This window comes from Microbacterium sp. AC145 (assembly GCF_979258505.1).
Genome location: NZ_OZ409859.1, coordinates 1878794 through 1897128, shown reverse-complemented (window position 1 = coordinate 1897128; position 18335 = coordinate 1878794). Strand labels below are relative to the sequence as shown.

The following is an 18335-nucleotide window of genomic DNA, read 5'->3' as shown; positions in this document are numbered from 1 at the left end:
CCGCGATAGGCTCGCGGGGTGGCGTCCTTCTCTTTCGGCTCCGGCAATGCGGCCAAGCTGCTCAGGATTCCGCTCTACCTCGCCGGACGACTCGGAACGGCGCTCGTTCCGCGAGGCACCCGTTGGGTGTTCGGATGCGGCGCCGGGATCGGCGACGGAGCCCTCGCGCTGCAGCGACTCGCCGAGGCCGAAGGGCACGACACGGTGTGGCTCACGTCGTCGGAGCGCGAGCAACGCGATGCGGTGGCGCTCGGCATCCGCACGGTGCCGAAGGCCGGACTGCGGGGGTGGTGGGTGACGGCCCGGGCCGGGGTCATCGTCGTGACGCACGGTCTGGGGGACGTGAACCGGTATGCGAACGCCGGCGCGTTCGTGGTGCAGCTGTGGCACGGCATCCCGCTCAAGCGCATCGGTCTGGATTCGCCTGCCACGCTCCAGGTTCCCGACGTTCCCGGCGCGCCCGTGCTGCGCCGGCTCATCGGTCTGTTCTACCGCGCCGCCGCGCAGCGCATCCGGGTGCTCCCCGCAGCGTCGCATCGCGCGCGAGGCCGCCTCGAGTCGGCCTTCGCTCTCGGCGATGATCGGGTGGTCGTGACCGGTGAACCCCGAGTCGATGTGCTCTCGATCGGCTCGCCCGCCACAAGGCGTGCCCGTGCGGCCGAGCGGCTGCAGGATGCAGTCGGAGAGCTGTCACCGGGCACACGCACGATCCTGTACGCGCCGACGTGGCGCGACGGAGCCGCAGACCCCGCGGTGCCGACCGCGCAGCAGTGGGTGCGGATCGTCGCGGTGCTCGAGGAGCACGATGCCATCCTGCTGGTGCGTTCGCATCCCCTCGGTGCGGGTGGGTATTCACCGCCACTGCCGACGAACCGGGTGCGGTCGCTCGGGTCGGGTCTGATTCCGGATGTGACGCCTGCCCTCGCAGCCGTCGACGTGCTCGTGACCGACTACTCGTCGCTCGCGTACGACGTCGGGCTGCTCGCGATGCCGGTTTTGTTCCTCGCACCGGATGCGGAGGCCTATGCCGAGTCTCGAGGCTTCTACGGACGCTTCGACGATGTGGCCGGCGATGACCCGGCACGCGATTGGGAAGCGTTGCTCACGCAGCTCGTCGCACTGTTCGACCATGACGCGGCGTTCGCAGCCGCGTCCGCGAGGTCCGCTACGCTCAGCGCGGAGATGCATGCGTTCCGAGACGGGCGCAACACCCGACGGGTGTACGAGACGATCCGCGCGCGGGGGATCCCCGCGCCGAAGGGAGCAGCATGACCACGGCCCGTATCGATGAGGCGGCAGAGACGCTGATCATCACGGGATCAGGGCCGCGTCCCGGTGCCGCGGAACTCGTGGGCCCCCGTGCCCGCGTCGCCGCGCGCGTGACGGGCGGCGGCAAGACCTGGAAGGCGACCTTCCCCTTGCGGGCGGCACGGTGGGGCGGTCCTGAGCTGCCGCTTCCCATGGGCGCGTACGAGATCCGTATTCCCGGCGTCGACCTCTCGGGTCTCTCCGTCGGGCCCACGGTTCTCGACGGAGTGCGCATCGCAGTGGACTCCGACGTCGCGCACATCGCGGCTCCGATCGATCCGGTGTACGAGACCCCGGAGGGGCAGTCGACACTCGAGGGGCGATACGTCTCGCATCCGGGAGGCACCGAGAACGCGGTCTTCTTCGAGAGCTTCTACGGCCGCAGCGTCGGCTGCAACCCGCGGGCGATCGACCGTGCGCTCGCCGTGGCGGCCCCCGACGTGGTGCGCTACTGGAGTGTCGTCGACCTCTCGGTCGAAGTGCCGGAGGGCGCCGTGGCCGTGGTCGAGGGCAGCCCCGAGTGGTGGCGCGCACGAGCTGCAGCGAGGCTCCTGATCGTCAACGACTGGCTGAGGAGACGATTCGCTCGCAAGCCGGGGCAGAAGGTCGTTCAGACCTGGCACGGCACACCATTGAAGCGACTCGCACTGCATCGGCCGGGTTTCGATCCGCGGCGGATGGCGGCGGTCGTCAAGGAGTCGCGACGCTGGGATGTCCTCCTGGCGCAGAACACCTATGCGGAGCGGATACTCCGCAAGGCCTATGCCTTCTTCGGCAGGCCGATCTGGGTCGAAGGATACCCCCGCAACGACGCGCTCGTGGGCGGAGACGGATCGGCGATCCGGGCGGCCCTCGGCATCGCGGAAGGCGAGCGCGTGCTGCTCTACGCGCCCACCTGGCGCGATGATCGCAAGGAGATGGTCGATTTCATCGACCCCGAGTCGCTCGCGCAGCAGACCGATTCGGTCGTCCTGGTGCGTGGGCATTCGCGAACGATCGACACGGGGCGGGATCGCGGGGGTGCACGCGTCATCGACGTGACCGGATTCCCGGAGACCGCTCAGCTGCTGTTGGCCGCCGACGCACTGATCACCGACTACTCGTCCGTGATGTTCGACTTCAGCGTGACGGGCAAGCCGCTGTACTTCCTCGTCCCCGACCTGGACCACTATCGGGGAGAGCTGCGTGGCTTCTACTTCGATCTGGCCAGCCGCGCGCCAGGGCCCCTCGTGCGCACCCAGGACGAGCTCGTCTCGGCACTGGCCGATGAGGCGCATGAAGCGACGTTCGCTGCGCGTTACGCGGCGTGGCGGGCTCAGTTCAACCGGCGAGACGACGGGAATGCAGCAGAGCGCGTCGTCGCCCGAATCCTCGATCAGGGCTACCTCACGCGATAGACGCGATCAGGGGAGAGGCGTGTTCTGCGTGCCCAATCGTGACGCGTCGACCGTGTCTCGCGCACCGCGCAGCACGCCGCCGATGAAACCCAGTCCCCAGGACAGATGCATGGTGGGGAGAACGAGGAGAGTCCACAGCCGCTGACGCGGACCCCCACCGCCGGGAAGGCTCGCGACGCCGATGACGAGGACGAGGTAGAGCAGGATCGGCAGGTGCACGATCAGCGACAGCAGCGCGGAGACCCATCCGGTGACGACGCCCGTCACCTGGAGGATCCCGGTCACGACGGCGAGTCCGACCAGCACGACGAGAGCCGGGGGAGCGAAGTATCGGATGCCGTTGCTGCGGCCGAACCGCCGGACGAGCTCTCCACGCCATGCGCCGGTGGCGCGGAACTGCCGTGCGAGTCGGATCCAGCTCTCCCGTGGCCAATAGGTCACCGAGAGCTGGGGGTCGAACCACACCCGATGCCCCGCCTGCCGGATGCGGAGATTGAGCTCCCAGTCCTCACCGCGCCGGATCGTCTCGTCGAAGAGTCCGACCTCGTCGATCACCTCGCGGCGCATCACCCCGAGGTAGGCCGATTCGGCCTCGCCCTCCTGGGTGCCACCGTGGTAGGCACCGCCGCCGAGTCCGACGGGGGAGTTGTAGAGCCGGGCGACCGCCTTCTGGAACGGCGTGCGCCCCTCGGCGTGCATCACGCCGCCCACGTTGGCGGCCCCTGTGCGCGCGAGGGTCTCGAGCGCACGAGCGGCGTATCCGGGAGAGAGCTCCGAGTGGGCGTCGACGCGGACGATCGTGGCATATCGGCTGGCTCGGATCGCGGCGTTGAGCCCGACGGGAATGTGCGCGGCGGGGTTGTCGACCAGGCGGATGCGTTCGTCGCCGGCCGCCAGTCGCTGAGCGAGCTGCGTCGTGCCGTCCGAGGAGGGCCCCAGTGCCAGCACGAGCTCAGCCGGCATGTCGAGCTCCTGCGCCAGCACCGAAGCGACGGCGTGCTCCAGGTAAGCCCGCTCGTTCAGCACCGGCATGACGAACGACACCCCGGGCTCGGGGGAGGGGAAGTCGTCGTGGGGCACATGACGATCATGGCATGCGCTCGTCGGACGTTCGCTGATGAGACGGTACGTCGGCGAGGTGCTCGGTATCCTGGAGGGATGGGTGCTGTGTCGGATGCGAAGAAGGCCTACCGTCTGCTGAAGCGGGCGCTCGCCTCGCGGACCGCCGTGCAGCGGGTTCGGCGGCGTCTCGCCGAGAATGAACCGCATCAGCCGGGGCAGTACAAGGTGGCTGTGTACTTCGCCGACGGCGCGGTCAACATGTATCAGATGCGTCAGTGGTACCGCCCGTTGGCCGAGCTGGCGAAGCGCTGGCCCGTTGTCGTACTCTCCCGTTCGGCGACGGGGGCCGACAAACTCCTGGATGAGGATGCTCCGCCGGTCGCGTTCGTCCCGACGGTGCGAGATCTCGAGCGCTTCATCGCCACGCAGGACATCCGAGTCGTGCTCTACGTGAACCAGAACACGCGCAACTTCCAGATGTTCCGTTACGGCCGGCGGTGGCATGTCTTCATCAACCACGGCGAGTCCGACAAGATGTACATGACCACCAACCAGTACAAGGCATACGACTACGCGTTCGTCGCCGGTCAGGCGGCCCGCGACCGGCTGTCGCGGACCCTGTGGGACTATGACATCGACCGGCGCACCCTCGAGATCGGTCGTCCGCAGGCCGATCACTATTCGGGTCGCCTTCCCTACACGCCCGATGAGCGGACCGTCGTCCTCTACGCGCCGACGTGGGAGGGGGATCGGCCGAGTGCCCACTACGGCTCGATCGCGACTCACGGTGAGGCGCTCGTCGCAGCGTTGATCGCGTCGGGGCGCCACCGGGTGATCTATCGGCCGCACCCTCGCAGCGGAGTGGTCGATCACGAGTACGGGGCAGCCCACAAGCGGATCGTCGCCGCCATCTCCGCGGCGAACGCCGCGGACCGGACAGCGCAGCACATCTATGATCACGGCCCCGAACTCGGCTGGCAGCTGGCTGCGGCCGACGTCGCCGTGGTCGACATCTCGGCGATGGTCTACGACCGTCTCGCTGTCGGTAAGCCTCTGCTGATCACCCGTCCGGCGGACGCACGCGCGTCGGTCGACATGAACGGCTACCTCTCGGACTGCGAGTGGCTCGACGCCGAATCCTCCTCCGCCATCGTCGGCGAGGTCGAACGCGTCCGCGCCGACGAGGCGGCGACGGCCCGTCTGCGCATGTGGGTCAGGCATTACTTCGGTGACACGACCGAGGGGGTGGCGACCGAGAAGTTCCACGCAGCGATCGAGCACCTCATGAGCGAGTGGGACCACTGGCATGCGCACGAGGTCGGCGCCGTCCGTGGCGACGAGGACGATGACGACGACGAGATCGACGACGAGGAGGTCTGATGTCCGCCCTTCCTCGCGTCCGAGCCATCGCTTCGCACGTCGAAGTCATGGCGGAGGTCGGTTCGACGAACGCAGCGCTCCGGGATCTGCTGGTGGACGCAGATGCGTGGCCCCATCTGTCGGTGCTGCTGACCGGCAATCAGACTGCCGGTCGAGGCCGACTCGACCGTCGATGGACAGCCCCGGCCGGGGCGTCGCTCGCCGTCTCCGTGCTGCTGCGTCGACTGCCGGACGCGGTGGAGGCGCGAGGATGGATCCCGCTCGCTGCGGGCCTGGCGATGGCGGACGCCGTGGCCGACCAGGTCGCTGATCGGGCAGTCTCGGTGAAGTGGCCGAACGATGTGCTCGTCGACGGATTCAAGATCTGCGGGATCCTCGCAGAGGCCGCAGCCGACGCCGTGATCGTCGGCACGGGCATCAACACCACGATGACGACGGAGCAGCTCCCGGTGCCGACGGCGACATCGTTCGCCGTCCTCGGAATCGAGGCGGATGTCGACCGCCTTCTCGCCCTCTACCTGCAGAACCTCGACCGATCGCTCGGCGCACTCGTGGCGGCAGGGGATGCGGATGCCAGCGGACTCCGCGCGGGGGTGAGCGCACGGTGCGGCACGCTCGGCCAGGACGTCGTCGTCTCGCTCCCTGGAGGTCGCACTCTCGAGGGGACCGCGGTCGCGCTCGACGCCGAGGGACGACTCGTCGTGCGCGCCGGGGGAGTCATGCACCCCATCTCAGCCGGAGATGTGGTGCATGTTCGGCCGACACGAGGCTGACACGCCCGGCGCGCAGAACGGGATGTCGGCGGCGGCGGGCACAATGGAGGGGTGACCCAGCCCGTGACCCTCGGCGGCCGGCCGATGATGCCACCACCCGGTGTGCCCACCGAAGAGCTGCTCATCGCGCGGTTCCGAGGCCATGCACGTCGCCTGTTCTGGTCCGCACTGGTGCTGATCGCCGTGTTCGGGGCGACGGCGTACTTCTTCGACAACCTTCCCGCGCCGTTCGAGAACTGGATGCTGCTTGCGGCGTCGGGCGCCGCCCTGCTGCTGCTCGTGGTGGTGCCCTATACGATCTGGTACTCGCGCACGACGACCATGACGACCCGCAGGGTCATCGTCAACCACGGGCTCGGAGCGCGCAACCGCCGAGAGATGTCACACGCCCGCGGTTACACCATCGGCGTGCGCCGTGGCATCGTGCAGCGGATGTGGGGTGTCGGGACGATCACCCTGTCGAACGGGGTCGACGCGCCGCTGCGTCTCGCGAACGTGCCGAACGTGACGCTCGTGCATGAGGCTCTGGCGGATCAGATCGAGGTCAGCCAGATCCTCGCGCACCGCGACGCGCAGTCGGGTCAGGACTCCACGGACGGCTTCTGACCTTCCACACTCGTCTCGACGGGCAGGGGTGAGCGGTGCGCGCGCGGATACGGGAGAATGGTCGGGACGAATGGAGGCGCACATGGCGCTGCGTGTTGGGGTGATCGGTGGCGGTCAGCTGGCCAGGATGATGATCGCTCCCGCGGTCGAGCTGGGACTCGATCTGAGGGTGCTCGCAGAGGATGCCGGAATGTCCGCGCAACTCGCGGCGACCGCGGTCGGCGACTATCGCGACATCGAGGTCGTCCGTGAGTTCGTGAAGGATGTCGACGTCGTCACCTTCGATCACGAGCACGTTCCGCAGTCGGTGCTTCGAGCACTGGTCGCCGACGGCGTGGCTGTGCATCCCGGGCCGGAGGCGTTGCAGTTCGCTCAGGACAAACTGGTCATGCGCGCTCGGCTGGCTGAGCTCGGTGTGCCTCAGCCCGATTGGGCTGCCGTGCGAGATGCCGATGAGCTGCAGGCCTTCCTCGATGAACATGACGGCCGCGGTGTCGTCAAGACGCCGCGCGGTGGATACGACGGCAAGGGAGTGCGCGTCGTGCGTTCGGCGACCGATGCGCAGGACTGGCTCGCTGCGCTCGACGACGACGAAGCCCTGCTCGTCGAGGAGCTCGTGCCGTTCGTGCGCGAACTCGCGCAGCAGGTCGCGCGCCGCCCCAGCGGTCAGGTCGTCGCGTATCCCGTGGTCGAGACGGTTCAGCGCGACGGGGTCTGCGCCGAGGTGATCGCGCCGGCGCCGGCGGCGACCGATCGACTGATTCAGGTCGCGGAAGGCATCGGGCGGTCCATCGCCGAAGGGCTGGCGGTCACCGGCATGCTCGCGGTCGAGCTCTTCGAGACCGATGACGAGCGGATCCTCGTGAACGAGCTAGCGATGCGCCCCCACAACAGCGGCCACTGGAGCCAGGACGGCGCGGTGACGGGACAGTTCGAGCAGCATCTTCGAGCAGTGGCCGATCTGCCGCTCGGAGACCCGGCGCCCCGGGCTCCGTGGTCGGTCATGGTGAACATTCTCGGTGGACCTCAGGAAGGCTCTCTCGGCGAGCGCTTCGCGGCCGCGATGGCCGATCACCCCAGCGCGAAGATCCACACGTATGGCAAGGATCCGCGACCCGGTCGCAAGGTCGGTCATGTGAACGTGTCGGGAGACGACCTCGACGACGCCGTCTATGTGGCACGCGCGGCCGCATCGCATTTCGACTGAGTTGCGAAAGGCTTGGATGAGAGGCGTGCCGTTCGGGGTTTCTCCCAGCACCAGACCGTAGCCTGAGTGGGTGACTGAGCCACTGCACTCCTCCGCCACGCCCCTCGTCGGGGTCGTCATGGGATCCGACTCCGACTGGCGCGTGATGAGCGACGCATCCCAGGCGCTGACGGACTTCGCCATTCCACATGAGGTCGAGGTCGTGTCGGCTCACCGCACGCCGGACAAGCTCATGCAGTATGCACGCGAAGCCCGTGCTCGCGGCATCCGTGTCATCATCGCGGGCGCTGGGGGAGCAGCTCACCTTCCCGGGATGCTCGCCTCGATGACGGCGCTCCCGGTGATCGGCGTGCCCGTACCGCTCGCCTACCTCGACGGGATGGACTCGCTGCTCTCCATCGTGCAGATGCCCGCAGGAATCCCTGTCGCGACAGTGTCCATCGGCGGGGCCAAGAACGCGGGCATCCTCGCCGCACGAATTCTCGGCACCTCCGATGCCGACCTCGCCGATCGGGTCGAGACCTACGCTCTCGACCTCGAAGCGCAGGTCGAGGAGAAGAACGAACGGCTGAAGGGGTCGCTGTGACCCTTGCGCCGCCGCGCGGTGCGGCGCGACCGATCATCGAGACGAGACCGCTCCGGCATCCCGATTCCGCAGACGGCGGGATGATGGTCAAGCGCGGCTGGTGGCTGGTGCTGCTCAATGTCTTCATCCCCGGATCTGCCCAGGCTCTGGCCGGCAATCGGAGACTCGGCCGATTCGGACTCGCCGCCACTCTGATCGCGTGGCTTCTGGTCATCGTCGCTGCCGGTGTGGCGCTTTTCGCCCGCCCGTTCTTCCTGTGGTTGACGGTGGGCGGCGGGTTCTTCTCTGCGGCGGTCCTGACCGTGATCCAGGTCGCACTGATCGCTTACGTCGTGCTGTGGATCGTCCTCACCTTCGACGCATTGCGCCTGGTTCGACTGGTCAAGGTGCCTGGACCGTCGAGGTTGGCGATTCCGCTCGTCGCGTTGCTCATCCTCGGTCTCGTGGGAAGCGGCACGGCCTACGCCGCGTCGATCGTGGGCTCGGCACGCAACACGATCAGCACGATCTTCGGACAGAGCGGCCCGAGTCTCCCGCCGAGCGACGGCTACTACAACATCCTCCTGCTCGGTGCGGACAGTGGCGAGGGCCGCGATTCGATGAGATACGACAGCATCTCCGTCGTCTCGGTCAACGCCGACACGGGAGCTGTGACGATCACCGGCATCCCGCGCGAGCTGCCGAATGCACCGTTCAGCGACGGTAGCCCGATGCAGGCGCTGTACCCGAACGGCTTCGAAGGCCACCAGTCGAGCGCATGCGGATGGAACGGCTGGATGAACCACATCCGCAACGCCGCCGAGATCTGCCGCGACGACAACGGGACGGGACTCTATCCCGACGCCACCGCGAACGGATCAGATCCGGGTATCGAGGCGACGAAGGACGCTGCCGAAGGTGTGCTCGGAATCGAGATCCCCTATTACGTGTTCGTCGACATGCACGGTTTCGCCGCCCTCGTCGATGCGCTCGGGGGAGTGACGATCACCGCGACGGAGCGCCTCCCGAAGGGCGGGCCGCCCGAGGGGACGGATCCCTATGATGTCGACGCCTGGGCGATCGGATGGATCGAGCCCGGCGAGCAGATCATGGACGGTGACACCGCGCAGTGGTATGCGCGTTCGCGCTACACCACGAGCGACTGGGATCGGATGAAGCGCCAACGGGAGCTGCAGGAGGCGATCCTCGCCCAGTTCACGCCGCAGACGGTGCTGACCCGGTTCAACGAGGTCGCGGCCGCCGGCACGGCGCTCATCAGCACCGACCTGCCGCAGGACAAGCTCCCTGAGTTCTTCGAGCTCATGACGAAGGCCAAAGAGCAGCAGGTCACCACCATCGAGCTCACACCGGACAACGGTGTGGAGGAGCTCAGCCCTGACTACGCGTACATCCATTCGCTGATCCAGCAGTCGCTGCATCCGCCGACTCCTACTCCGACGCCGACCCCCTGATCGGACAGGCACCGACAGGACGATCGGCGAAGGCGGATCGTCCTGGCACCTGCGTGCGTGCTGCTGGCAGCAGATAAGCCCACGGCCGTGCCTCGAGAGAGTGAGGCGCGGCCGTGGGCCTCCGGTGAAGCACCGGAGTCGCCAGACGACGGTGATCGGAGGGGGAGGGATCACCGTCGTCCAGCCGACCCCCGCACGTGGCGGGAGCCTGACCTAGGCGCGCTGCTTGTTGCGGCGCGCGATTCCAGTGGCGACGAGAGCGCCGCCCGCCACGACAGCGGCTGCGCCGCCACCGAGGATCCACGGAGAGACCTCTCCACCGGTCAGAGCCAGCTCGAGTCCTCCCCCTGTGAGCGGAAGCTCACTTCCGGCGGCAGCGACCGCCGGATCGTGGTCACAGCTCACGGCTGCATCGTGCCCGTGGGACACGGTGATCGTCGCTGTGTACGACCGGGTGCCGCTGAACGCGAGGGAGTATGAACCCTCGCCATCGGCAGGCGGTCGGAACGTGACCATCAGGCTGCCGTCGGCAGCAGCCGTGTTTCCCGAGACCGCAGAGGCTCCGGCATTGAGACCCGACACCGACACGCCGACGTTCTCGGACGGCTGGAAGTATCCCTCGCCGAAGACGACGGTCGATACCTCGCAGATGTCGATGATCGGGTCACCGAGTGCGACGCGCGGCGTGTCCGCATACGTGTCGGACTCGGCCGGTGCGGCAGTGGCGACGGCAGGTGCCATGAGCACGAGCGCGCCGGCAGCAAGGCTGATTGCAGCCAGTTTCTTCAGCATGATTCTCCCCAGAAATACACGCGGAATCACACCCGGACACACCCCTGCGTCCGACTGTGTGGGCTCATCCTGTCCCCACGACAGGATTACTGAGCCCAGATATTCCCCAGTGGGGATGACACTACATCATCGAGGAACCAAAGTCACGATGCGCAACGCAGTTCTTCATGGGTGATCTCAGGCGTCCCGACCATCGGGGTGTGTTCGACCTCGGTGAGGCGCTCTCCGGCGCCGTCGCCGGTGTATTCGACGGTGATGGTCGTGGATTCCCCCGGGGCGAGCAGCACGTCATGCTGCACCGCAGTGCGACCCTCGAGGAGCGCGGTCTGCACGGGGTCCTCCACGCCGTCACGATCGATGTGCGACGGTGTGGCGCCCTCGGGGCCGTAGATCATGACGAGCGTGCGCAGCGATCCCGGCGAGACCCCGAAGTACCCTCCTCCGGTGACGTACGGGGGGAGCGAGGCCGCCAGGTCGGTCGTGACGCCGTTGGTCCAGGTCACGCGTACCTGCGTCGTCGGCTCGCCGTCGCACACGCCGATCGCTGTCGAGATCTCGGCGTCGGCGTAGTAGTCCAGCTTTCCGCCGGTGGTGTCGTTGATGAGCACGCCGACATGGGACTCCGCATCGTCGACGGGCAACGCGCCCCCGAGGCTCGTCGCCGCGAGCAGCTGCTGCTCCTCGTCGTGCGCGCTCCAGATTCGGATGCGATCCTCCTCGGCCGATGTCGCCAGCGCTCCGACGAGCTTCCGGGGGTCCCCGCCCGAGAGCGCGGCGCCGAACAGTGAGCTGGCGGCCTGCGCGAAGATCTGATCCTGCACCGCAGGATCGGGCACGGTGGCGTAGATCTCGGAGAGCAGGATGCTCACGACGTTATCCTCGTCCGCGGTGAACGGTCCGAAGGGGAGGGGCCCGGTGACGGCCAGCAGGTGCTTGGTCATGACCGCGTCGACCGCGATCACGCCATCGACAGGTGTTCCGAAGCGCTGCTCCCAGCGGCTCGCGATCAGCGGCGCAGCCTCGGTGAAATCCGGGATGCTCGTGATGTTCTGCAGATAGCGGCCCGGACGGTCCTCGAAGAGTGCGGTGGTCGATTCGCTGAGCGGAACCGCCTGCTCGAGGACGGGGAAGTCCAGGGTCGAGGCCTGCTGGATGAGACTGATCCGACCGCCCTCGGCATGCAGCAGAGCGATCGCTCCGATGATTCCGCCGGAAGACCGAAGCTCGGAGTTGTTCTGCATCGCGATGACGTAATCGCGTGGACCCTCTCCTCCCAGCATGCTCGGGAGCAGAGCGGCTGCGCCGTGGAGGGAGCCGACGACCGTCGCCGCCTCGGTAACCGTGGTGCGCATCTCGCGCACCGCATCGGCGAGGGGCGGGAGTGTCCCGTCGGCGTCGATGCGCAGTGCCCGCGATTCCGCGGCCGTCAAGGCTGCGCTCGCATCGGCGAGCGAGGGCTCGATGCTCGTAAACGGAGCGAGATCGATGGCGCCGTTCGAGAAGCCGAGGCTCGCGAGGTCCAGCTCGCCCGCGACGTCGAGCACAGGAACGAGTGCGTCGCCGGCGATGTCATCGACGATCTCCGCGACCTCGCTGACGGCTGTGAAGTTGGGCCCGAGCCAGGGGATGACTCCGAAGGCGTGCCAGACCGGATCTGAGGTGAGTCCGTGGGCGGACTCCGCGTGATGGGCGATGCTCTCCGCGAGCGACGCCGCGCCGTCGAGATCGCCCGCGCCGATCGCCGCTTTGAGCTCGGACGAGGACGATGCGACCTGCTGCAGATCGTTGACCGCTCCGATGCCGCGCACGCTCACCCACCCGATCGCCACGAGAAGAAGGGTCAGGATCGTGCCGATGGTCCATCGCAGCCACCGGCGTTCCACGGGCATACGTCCGTCACTCACGTGAGCATTCAAGCATGAAGCGGGATATCGGCGTAGTCCGGCTGCAGATCCGCTCGCGCGCCGCGACGCTGCGCTGATCCCGACCCTCCGGCGACTACTGTTGTCGCATGAGTGCTCGGCTTCGTGTTGTCCTCGATCAGCTGACGCACGTCATCGATCCGGATCAGGCGTCGGCGTCGATGGAACTCGTCGAAGGTCTCGTGAAGACGGCGCCGGCCGGATGCGTCGTCGAAGCGATCGTGCCTGCGGGATCGGAGCCGTCCGTCGAGGGCCTGGCAGGGGTGCGCAGGCTGCCGCTGGCGCGGCGTGAACTGGCGGGTTCCTGGCAGCTCGGCTTGGCGCAGGGCGTCGGCGGCGGGCTCATCCACTCGTCGACGTTGATGGCACCTCTCGTCCGGCACGATCGTGTCCACGATCACGACCAGACGACGGTCACCGCCTGGGACCTCCTCGCCTGGGACGCTCCGGACTCCCTCTCCAAAGCCGCGGTGTCCTGGCAGCGAGCCATGCTGAAGCGCGCGGTGAAGCACGCCGACGCCGTGGTGGTCCCCTCGCATGCGATGGCCGGACGACTCGCCGAGATCGCGGGGCTCGGCGACCGGATCCGAGTGATCGCAGGTGCCGCGCCCACGGGATTCGTCGTTCCTCTCGACGCCGGTCGGCGGCGTGATGCGCTGTCGTTGCCGGCCGCCTATCTCGTGCTGACCGGGTCGGAGCGGACTCTGGAGGCAGGTTTCCGCGGCGCGGTCGCGGCGGGTGTGCATGCCGTGGTCCTGGACGTCGCGGACGGTGCCGAGCCACGGCTCGCAGAGATCGCGGCCGCTGCAGGCCTGCCCGAGTCGCGGGCCCATATGCGAGGCACTCTCTCGCGCGACGATCGGGCTGCGGTCTTCGCCGGAGCTTCTGCGCTGGTCGCGACCAGCAGCGTGCCGGCGTGGCCCTGGCGCGTCGTCGAAGCGATGACTCTCGGTGTTCCGGTGATCGCGGTCGAGAGCGGGGTGCACCGCGATGTCATCGCCGACGGAGGAGCGATCGTCGGCGCTGCAGACATCCCCGATGCGGTCGTCGATGCGCTCGGCAACGGAGCGCGCCGGCTCAGCGTTCTCGGCGCGGATCGCTCACGGGCGTTCTCCTGGCTCGGAGCCGCAGAGCGCGTATGGGGACTGCACGCAGACCTGTGAGGCCCGCGGGGCCCGTCACAGACGCATCAGCTCGACAGCATCCTTGCTCGGACCGTCGTAGCGGATCTTGCCGTCCTGGAGGAGGATTCCGCGCTCGCACAGGTCGGAGACCATGTTCAGATCGTGGCTGACGACGACCAGCGTCTTGCCCTGGGCGTGCAGTTCGCGAATCCGGGCGAGGCACTTTCGCTGGAAAGGCTCGTCTCCCACCGACAGGATCTCGTCGATGAGCAGCACATCGACGTGCGTGTGAATGGCGACGGAGAACGCGAGGCGCAGGAACATGCCGGAGGAGTAGTGCTTGACCTCCGTGTCGATGAACTTCTCGATCTCGCTGAACTCGACGATCGAGTCGAACTGGTCCTTCGTCTCCTGCTTCGACATTCCGAGGATCGCGGCGTTCAGGAAGATGTTCTCGCGCCCGGAGAGATCAGGGTGGAAGCCCGCCCCGACTTCGATGAGGCCGGCCACGCGGCCTCTCGTGCGCACCTGGCCCTCATCCGGACGCAGCACTCCCGAGATCAGCTTGAGCATGGTCGACTTGCCGGAGCCGTTGAAGCCGAGCAGAGCCACGGCCTCGCCTTCATCGATCTCGAACGAGACGCCGTCGAGTGCCTGGAAGTCGGTGGTGAGCGGCTTGCGCCGCATCGCCGCCACGAACGTCTCCTTGATGGAGTGGGTGTGGCGGAGCTTGAAATGCTTGTGCACGTCCTCGACGAGGATGCGAGGGGCGTCAGAGATCCTGGGCAAAGCGACCCTCCAGACGGCGGAACACGATCTCGCCGATGATCAGGATGACGATGGACACGGCGAGAGCGATGAGGGAATGGACCCACAGCGACGGCAGAGGTTCGGCGTTGGCCGGATCGAGAGCATGCCAGATGCCGTAGTGGAAGAGCTCGACGGCGCCGGTGATCGGGTTGAGCGCATAGAGCTGGAAGAGCCACTCGGGCACCTTCGACTGCACCATCTGCCATTGGTACATCACGGGCGATGCCCACACCGACACCATCACGATGATCTCGACGAAGCTCTGCGCATCGCGGAACGTGACGTTGATCGCGCCGAAGAGCAGACCGAGGCCGGTCGCGAGCAGCGCGATGATGACGAGACCGAGCAGGAGCGCGCCGATGCCGACGACCGTGGGAGTCCAGCCGAAGAAGAGCGCGATGACGACCACGACGATGATCTGCGGCACGGTGTTGATGGCCGCGACCATGGTGCTCGCGACCGGGAACATCTGTCGCGGGAAGTAGATCTTCTTGATGAGCGCGGCGTTGTCGACGAGTGATCTCGTCGCGTTGGAGAACGACTCGTTGAAGAACGTCACCGCGGTGATGCCCGACAGCAGATAGATCGGGTAGTACTCGATGCTGTCGTTCAGCCGGAGGAAGACACCGAGAGCGAAGAAGAAGACGAGGAACTGGATCAGCGGCTTGACGTACGACCACAGCCACCCGAGCACGGAGCCCCGGTAGCGGATGCCCACCTCTTTGCGGACGATCAGGCTGAGAAGATACCGACGGCGGAAGACATCGAGCAGTCCGGTACTCCCGCCGGGCTGGGTCAGTCGCAGCTCATCGGGTACTGATGTGTGAGACACGGGCGTTCTCGTCACCTCCGTCAGACGTCCGGTTCGGGTGGAACGCCTCACCAATCATAGGTTCTCGTGCTGTCGCCGAGCTCATCGCGGCCACTCGCGGTGTGTCGGCGGTCGCCCAGGCGAACCTCGATAGGATCGACGCCGGCGACCGACATACGGTCACAGGACGAGAAGGGTGCTGCGCACATGGGATGGATCGACCTCGGTCTGGCCGTGCTCGTCACCGCAGGAATCGTCCTCGTCCCGGGACTGCTGGTCGCTCTGCTGCTCGGCGCACGGGGTCATATGGCGTGGGCACTGGCCGCGCCCGCCGGCACCGCGATCGTGGTCCTCGCGGCTCTGGCCGCCCCCATCGTCGGTCTCACCTGGGGTGTGCTGCCGGTTCTCGCGGTCACGGCGATCATCGCAGCCATCGCGGTGGTCCTGCGGTTCATGCCGTGGTTCTCCGCCTCGGCGCTGCGCGTCGATGCCCGTCTCGGCCGCCCCGCGTTCCTCGCCGTCATCGCGGCGGTCATCGTCGTGGTGGTGCAGCTGGTCGTCGTGATCGGCGGCCCCGAGAACATCTCTCAGACCTTCGACAACATCTTCCACCTGAACGCCATCCGTTACGCGCTCGACACCGGGTCCGTGTCACCGCTCACGATCGGATCGATGACGAGCGCCGCGACCGGTGGCCTGCCCTTCTATCCGTCGGGGTGGCATGCGGTCGCGTCGCTGGTCGTGCAGTTGACGGGCGCGAGCATCCCGATCGTCTCCAATGCGGTGATGATCTTCTTCGCGGCGTTCGTCTGGCCGGTCTCGATCCTGCTGCTCACGCGCGTCCTCGTCGGGTCCTCGACCGCGCAGATGGTGGTGGCCGCGGCGATCAGCGTCGCGATCCCGGCGTTCCCGCTGCTGCTCGTCGACTATGGCGTCCTCTTCCCCTACATGATGTCGCTGAGCATGATCGGCGTACCGCTCGCACTCATCGTCGCTGCGAGCACGCGGGCATCCTGGAGTGAGCGCTGGCCGTTCGTCGTCGGCGCGCTCGGCTCGATCCCCGCCATCGCCGTCGCACATCCGGGCGGGTTCGTGGCGCTTCTCGTGTTCACGACGGTCGTGCTCCTGGTGCTGTGGATCCGCCTGCTTTCCTCCCACACGTCGAAGCGGGCGAAGGTCGTGTCGTCGGTGTGCGCCGCTGTGTACGCGGTCGTGGTGTTGGCAGCCTGGTATGTGCTCCGGCCACCGATCGACGCTCGCTCGTGGCTGCCGACCGAGACTGTCGGGCAGGCTGTCGGGGAAGTGCTGACGGCATCCGTCTGGTTCGGTCCCGTCAATCTCGTCGTGGCGACACTCGTGATCGCCGGACTCGTCGTCTGCCTGCGCCGCCGGTCGACGACGGACTGGATCGCAGTCGGTTTCTTCGCCGCGGCAGCCGGACTGTACATCGTCGTCTCGGGGCTGCCGTATCTGGTTCAGCGGGACATCCTGACAGGCGCCTGGTACAACAACGCCCCGCGGCTCGCCGCCCTTCTGGCGATCGCATGGGTTCCTCTGGCCGCGGTCGGCGGTGCACAGCTGTGGACCATCGCGACGCGGTGGGCCGCAAGGATCCCGCGGCCCGGTCTCCGGCGTGCCGTCCTTGCGGGCGGTGCAGTGCTCGTTCTCGTCCTGATCCCTCAGGTCGGCACCATGCGTCAGGCCGTGGCGAGCGCCCACGGCTCGTTCGCGACGACAGACGAGTCGCCGCTGCTCACGTCGGATGAACTGGCACTGATCGAACGGCTCGACGAGGAAGTGCCCGAAGACGCCGTGATCCTCGGCAGCCCCTGGACCGGAACCGCCCTGGCGTACGCGATGGCAGACCGTCAGGTGGTCATGCCGCACACGCTCATGGACATCACGGAGGAGATGTCCGTGCTGCTGGACCGGCTCGACTCCGCTCGTCCCGGATCGGCGGAGGTGTGCGCAGCGATCGACGACCTCGGCGTGGAGTATGTCCTCGACTTCGGAACTCAGGAGATCAACGACGGGAAGCACCCGTACAAGGGCCTCGATCGGCTGCGGACGTCGGAGTCCGTCGAGAAGGTCGATCAGATCGGCGATGCCGTGCTGTACAAGGTCGTGCTCTGCGGATGAGTGCGACGAACGACGACCGCGGATCCCGCGCTCGTGAGGAGGGAAGAGCATGACCCTGGAGATCTTCGTACCGTTCTGGGGGGACCCCGCTCTCCTCAGGGAGACCGTCGATTCCGTGCGCGCGCAACGTGACGAGGACTGGCGTCTGATCGTGATCGACGATTGCTATCCCGACGAATCGGTGCCGGAGTACTTCGCGGGCATCCATGATGAGCGCATCACCTACCTCCGCAACGAGACCAACCTCGGGATCACCGAGAACTACCGCGAGGCGATCCGTCGCGCGACGACCTCGCACATCACGATCCTCGGGTGCGACGATCTGCTCCACCCGAACTACGTGGGACTCGTGAAGCGGGTGATCGAGCGACTGCCGGACGTCGACGTCATCCAGCCGGGTGTCGAGGTGATCGATGAGACCGGGACGGTGATCCGCCCTCTCGTCGACCGGGTGAAGCAGGGGCTGCTGGCCCCTCGCGGCGGCGAGGGCATCGCCCTCCTCGCCGGTGAGCGCATGGCGACCAGCCTCATCCGCGGCGACTGGCTCTATTGGCCGTCCCTCACATTCCGGACCGAGACGCTGCAGCGCATCGACTTCCGGGACGGGCTCCCGATCATCCAGGATCTCGCCCTGCTCATGGACATCGCTTTCGAGGGCGGCTCCCTGGCCTATGTGCCCGAGCTGGCGTTCTCCTACCGACGCCACGGCTCGAGTGCGTCTCAGAAGACCTTGCTCGACGGACGTCGCTTCCGCGACGAGCGCGCGTACTACGCGATCGCCCGCGGATTGGCGCAGGACAAGAGGTGGCGGCGCACGAGCACCACCGCCCGCGCCCGGATCATGTCGCGACTGCACGCCGTCACGGAGCTCCCCGGCGTCATCAGGCACGGGAACCGCGCTGGGCTACAATCGACGCTGGCGCACATCTTCGCCGTCTGATCACAGACCGGCGCGCCGGATCGCCGC

Annotated in this window: 16 protein-coding genes; 11 read left to right on the top strand and 5 right to left on the bottom strand. The window is 67.3% G+C overall.

Translation table 11 applies throughout. The features are described 5' to 3' along the window. Positions 1–18 precede the first annotated feature (18 nt). Together ACZZZN_RS09315 and ACZZZN_RS09310 are read left to right on the top strand one after the other, a co-directional pair. Positions 19–1272 (top strand): CDP-glycerol glycerophosphotransferase family protein, encoded by a 1254-nt coding sequence (locus ACZZZN_RS09315; RefSeq protein WP_463504878.1) that lies wholly within the window; start codon positions 19–21, stop codon positions 1270–1272. Beyond that, a complete protein-coding gene (locus ACZZZN_RS09310) occupies positions 1269–2705 on the top strand; it encodes a CDP-glycerol glycerophosphotransferase family protein (protein WP_463504877.1) in 1437 nt (478 codons plus the stop codon). The genes ACZZZN_RS09315 and ACZZZN_RS09310 overlap by 4 nt, the downstream gene beginning before the upstream one ends. Before the next feature lie 6 nt (positions 2706–2711). Here the strand turns inward: ACZZZN_RS09310 and ACZZZN_RS09305 are convergent, their stop codons facing one another. Then, entirely contained in the window at positions 2712–3785 is a 1074-nt protein-coding gene (locus ACZZZN_RS09305) for a glycosyltransferase family 2 protein (RefSeq protein ID WP_463504876.1), read from the bottom strand. Positions 3786–3863: 78 nt separating this feature from the next. On the opposite strand from ACZZZN_RS09305, the gene ACZZZN_RS09300 reads away from it, so the two are divergent. The 6 genes from ACZZZN_RS09300 to ACZZZN_RS09275 all read left to right on the top strand — a co-directional run bounded on the left by ACZZZN_RS09300 (position 3864) and on the right by ACZZZN_RS09275 (position 9770). After that, positions 3864–5147: a CDP-glycerol glycerophosphotransferase family protein gene (locus ACZZZN_RS09300; protein ID WP_463504875.1), complete on the top strand. Its 1284-nt coding sequence runs from the start codon at positions 3864–3866 to the stop codon at positions 5145–5147. Next, positions 5147–5920, top strand: a complete 774-nt coding sequence (locus ACZZZN_RS09295; protein WP_463504874.1) for a biotin--[acetyl-CoA-carboxylase] ligase — start codon at positions 5147–5149, stop codon at positions 5918–5920. The genes ACZZZN_RS09300 and ACZZZN_RS09295 overlap by 1 nt, the downstream gene beginning before the upstream one ends. 51 nt (positions 5921–5971) lie before the next feature. After that, positions 5972–6526: a PH domain-containing protein gene (locus tag ACZZZN_RS09290; protein WP_463504873.1), complete on the top strand. Its 555-nt coding sequence runs from the start codon at positions 5972–5974 to the stop codon at positions 6524–6526. A 28-nt stretch (positions 6527–6554) separates the two neighbouring features. After that, complete coding sequence (locus tag ACZZZN_RS09285) at positions 6555–7733, top strand: 5-(carboxyamino)imidazole ribonucleotide synthase (RefSeq protein WP_463504872.1); 1179 nt, start codon at positions 6555–6557, stop codon at positions 7731–7733. Between the two features lie 118 nt (positions 7734–7851). Continuing rightward, on the top strand, positions 7852–8319 hold the full coding sequence (gene purE, locus ACZZZN_RS09280; protein WP_463506573.1) for a 5-(carboxyamino)imidazole ribonucleotide mutase: 468 nt from the start codon (positions 7852–7854) through the stop codon (positions 8317–8319). Then, positions 8316–9770 carry an LCP family protein gene (locus ACZZZN_RS09275; RefSeq protein WP_463504871.1) on the top strand — a complete coding sequence of 485 codons (1455 nt, stop codon included), beginning with the start codon at positions 8316–8318 and terminating at the stop codon, positions 9768–9770. Before purE ends, ACZZZN_RS09275 begins: the two co-directional genes overlap by 4 nt. Positions 9771–9983: 213 nt before the next feature. Here ACZZZN_RS09275 and ACZZZN_RS09270 read toward each other — a convergent pair whose 3' ends face one another. Both ACZZZN_RS09270 and ACZZZN_RS09265 read right to left on the bottom strand, forming a co-directional pair. Then, positions 9984–10562, bottom strand: coding sequence for a hypothetical protein (locus ACZZZN_RS09270; RefSeq protein ID WP_463504870.1), 579 nt, complete (start codon positions 10560–10562; stop codon positions 9984–9986). Between the two features lie 143 nt (positions 10563–10705). Then, the gene (locus tag ACZZZN_RS09265) at positions 10706–12466 is read right to left on the bottom strand and encodes a DUF4012 domain-containing protein (protein WP_463504869.1); all 1761 of its coding nucleotides are present in this window, start codon (positions 12464–12466) and stop codon (positions 10706–10708) included. 107 nt (positions 12467–12573) lie between these two features. Between ACZZZN_RS09265 and ACZZZN_RS09260 the strand changes: the two genes are divergently transcribed. Further along, positions 12574–13647, top strand: coding sequence for a glycosyltransferase (locus ACZZZN_RS09260; RefSeq protein ID WP_463504868.1), 1074 nt, complete (start codon positions 12574–12576; stop codon positions 13645–13647). 15 nt (positions 13648–13662) lie between these two features. Here the strand turns inward: ACZZZN_RS09260 and ACZZZN_RS09255 are convergent, their stop codons facing one another. Beyond that, positions 13663–14397, bottom strand: a complete 735-nt coding sequence (locus tag ACZZZN_RS09255; RefSeq protein WP_463504867.1) for an ABC transporter ATP-binding protein — start codon at positions 14395–14397, stop codon at positions 13663–13665. Continuing rightward, positions 14381–15250, bottom strand: a complete 870-nt coding sequence (locus tag ACZZZN_RS09250) for an ABC transporter permease (protein WP_463504866.1) — start codon at positions 15248–15250, stop codon at positions 14381–14383. Before ACZZZN_RS09250 ends, ACZZZN_RS09255 begins: the two co-directional genes overlap by 17 nt. A gap of 186 nt (positions 15251–15436) precedes the next feature. Between ACZZZN_RS09250 and ACZZZN_RS09245 the strand changes: the two genes are divergently transcribed. Together ACZZZN_RS09245 and ACZZZN_RS09240 are read left to right on the top strand one after the other, a co-directional pair. Next, positions 15437–17368 (top strand): DUF6541 family protein, encoded by a 1932-nt coding sequence (locus ACZZZN_RS09245; protein ID WP_463504865.1) that lies wholly within the window; start codon positions 15437–15439, stop codon positions 17366–17368. Between the two features lie 49 nt (positions 17369–17417). After that, positions 17418–18308, top strand: coding sequence for a glycosyltransferase (locus tag ACZZZN_RS09240; protein WP_463504864.1), 891 nt, complete (start codon positions 17418–17420; stop codon positions 18306–18308). Positions 18309–18335: the final 27 nt, after the last annotated feature.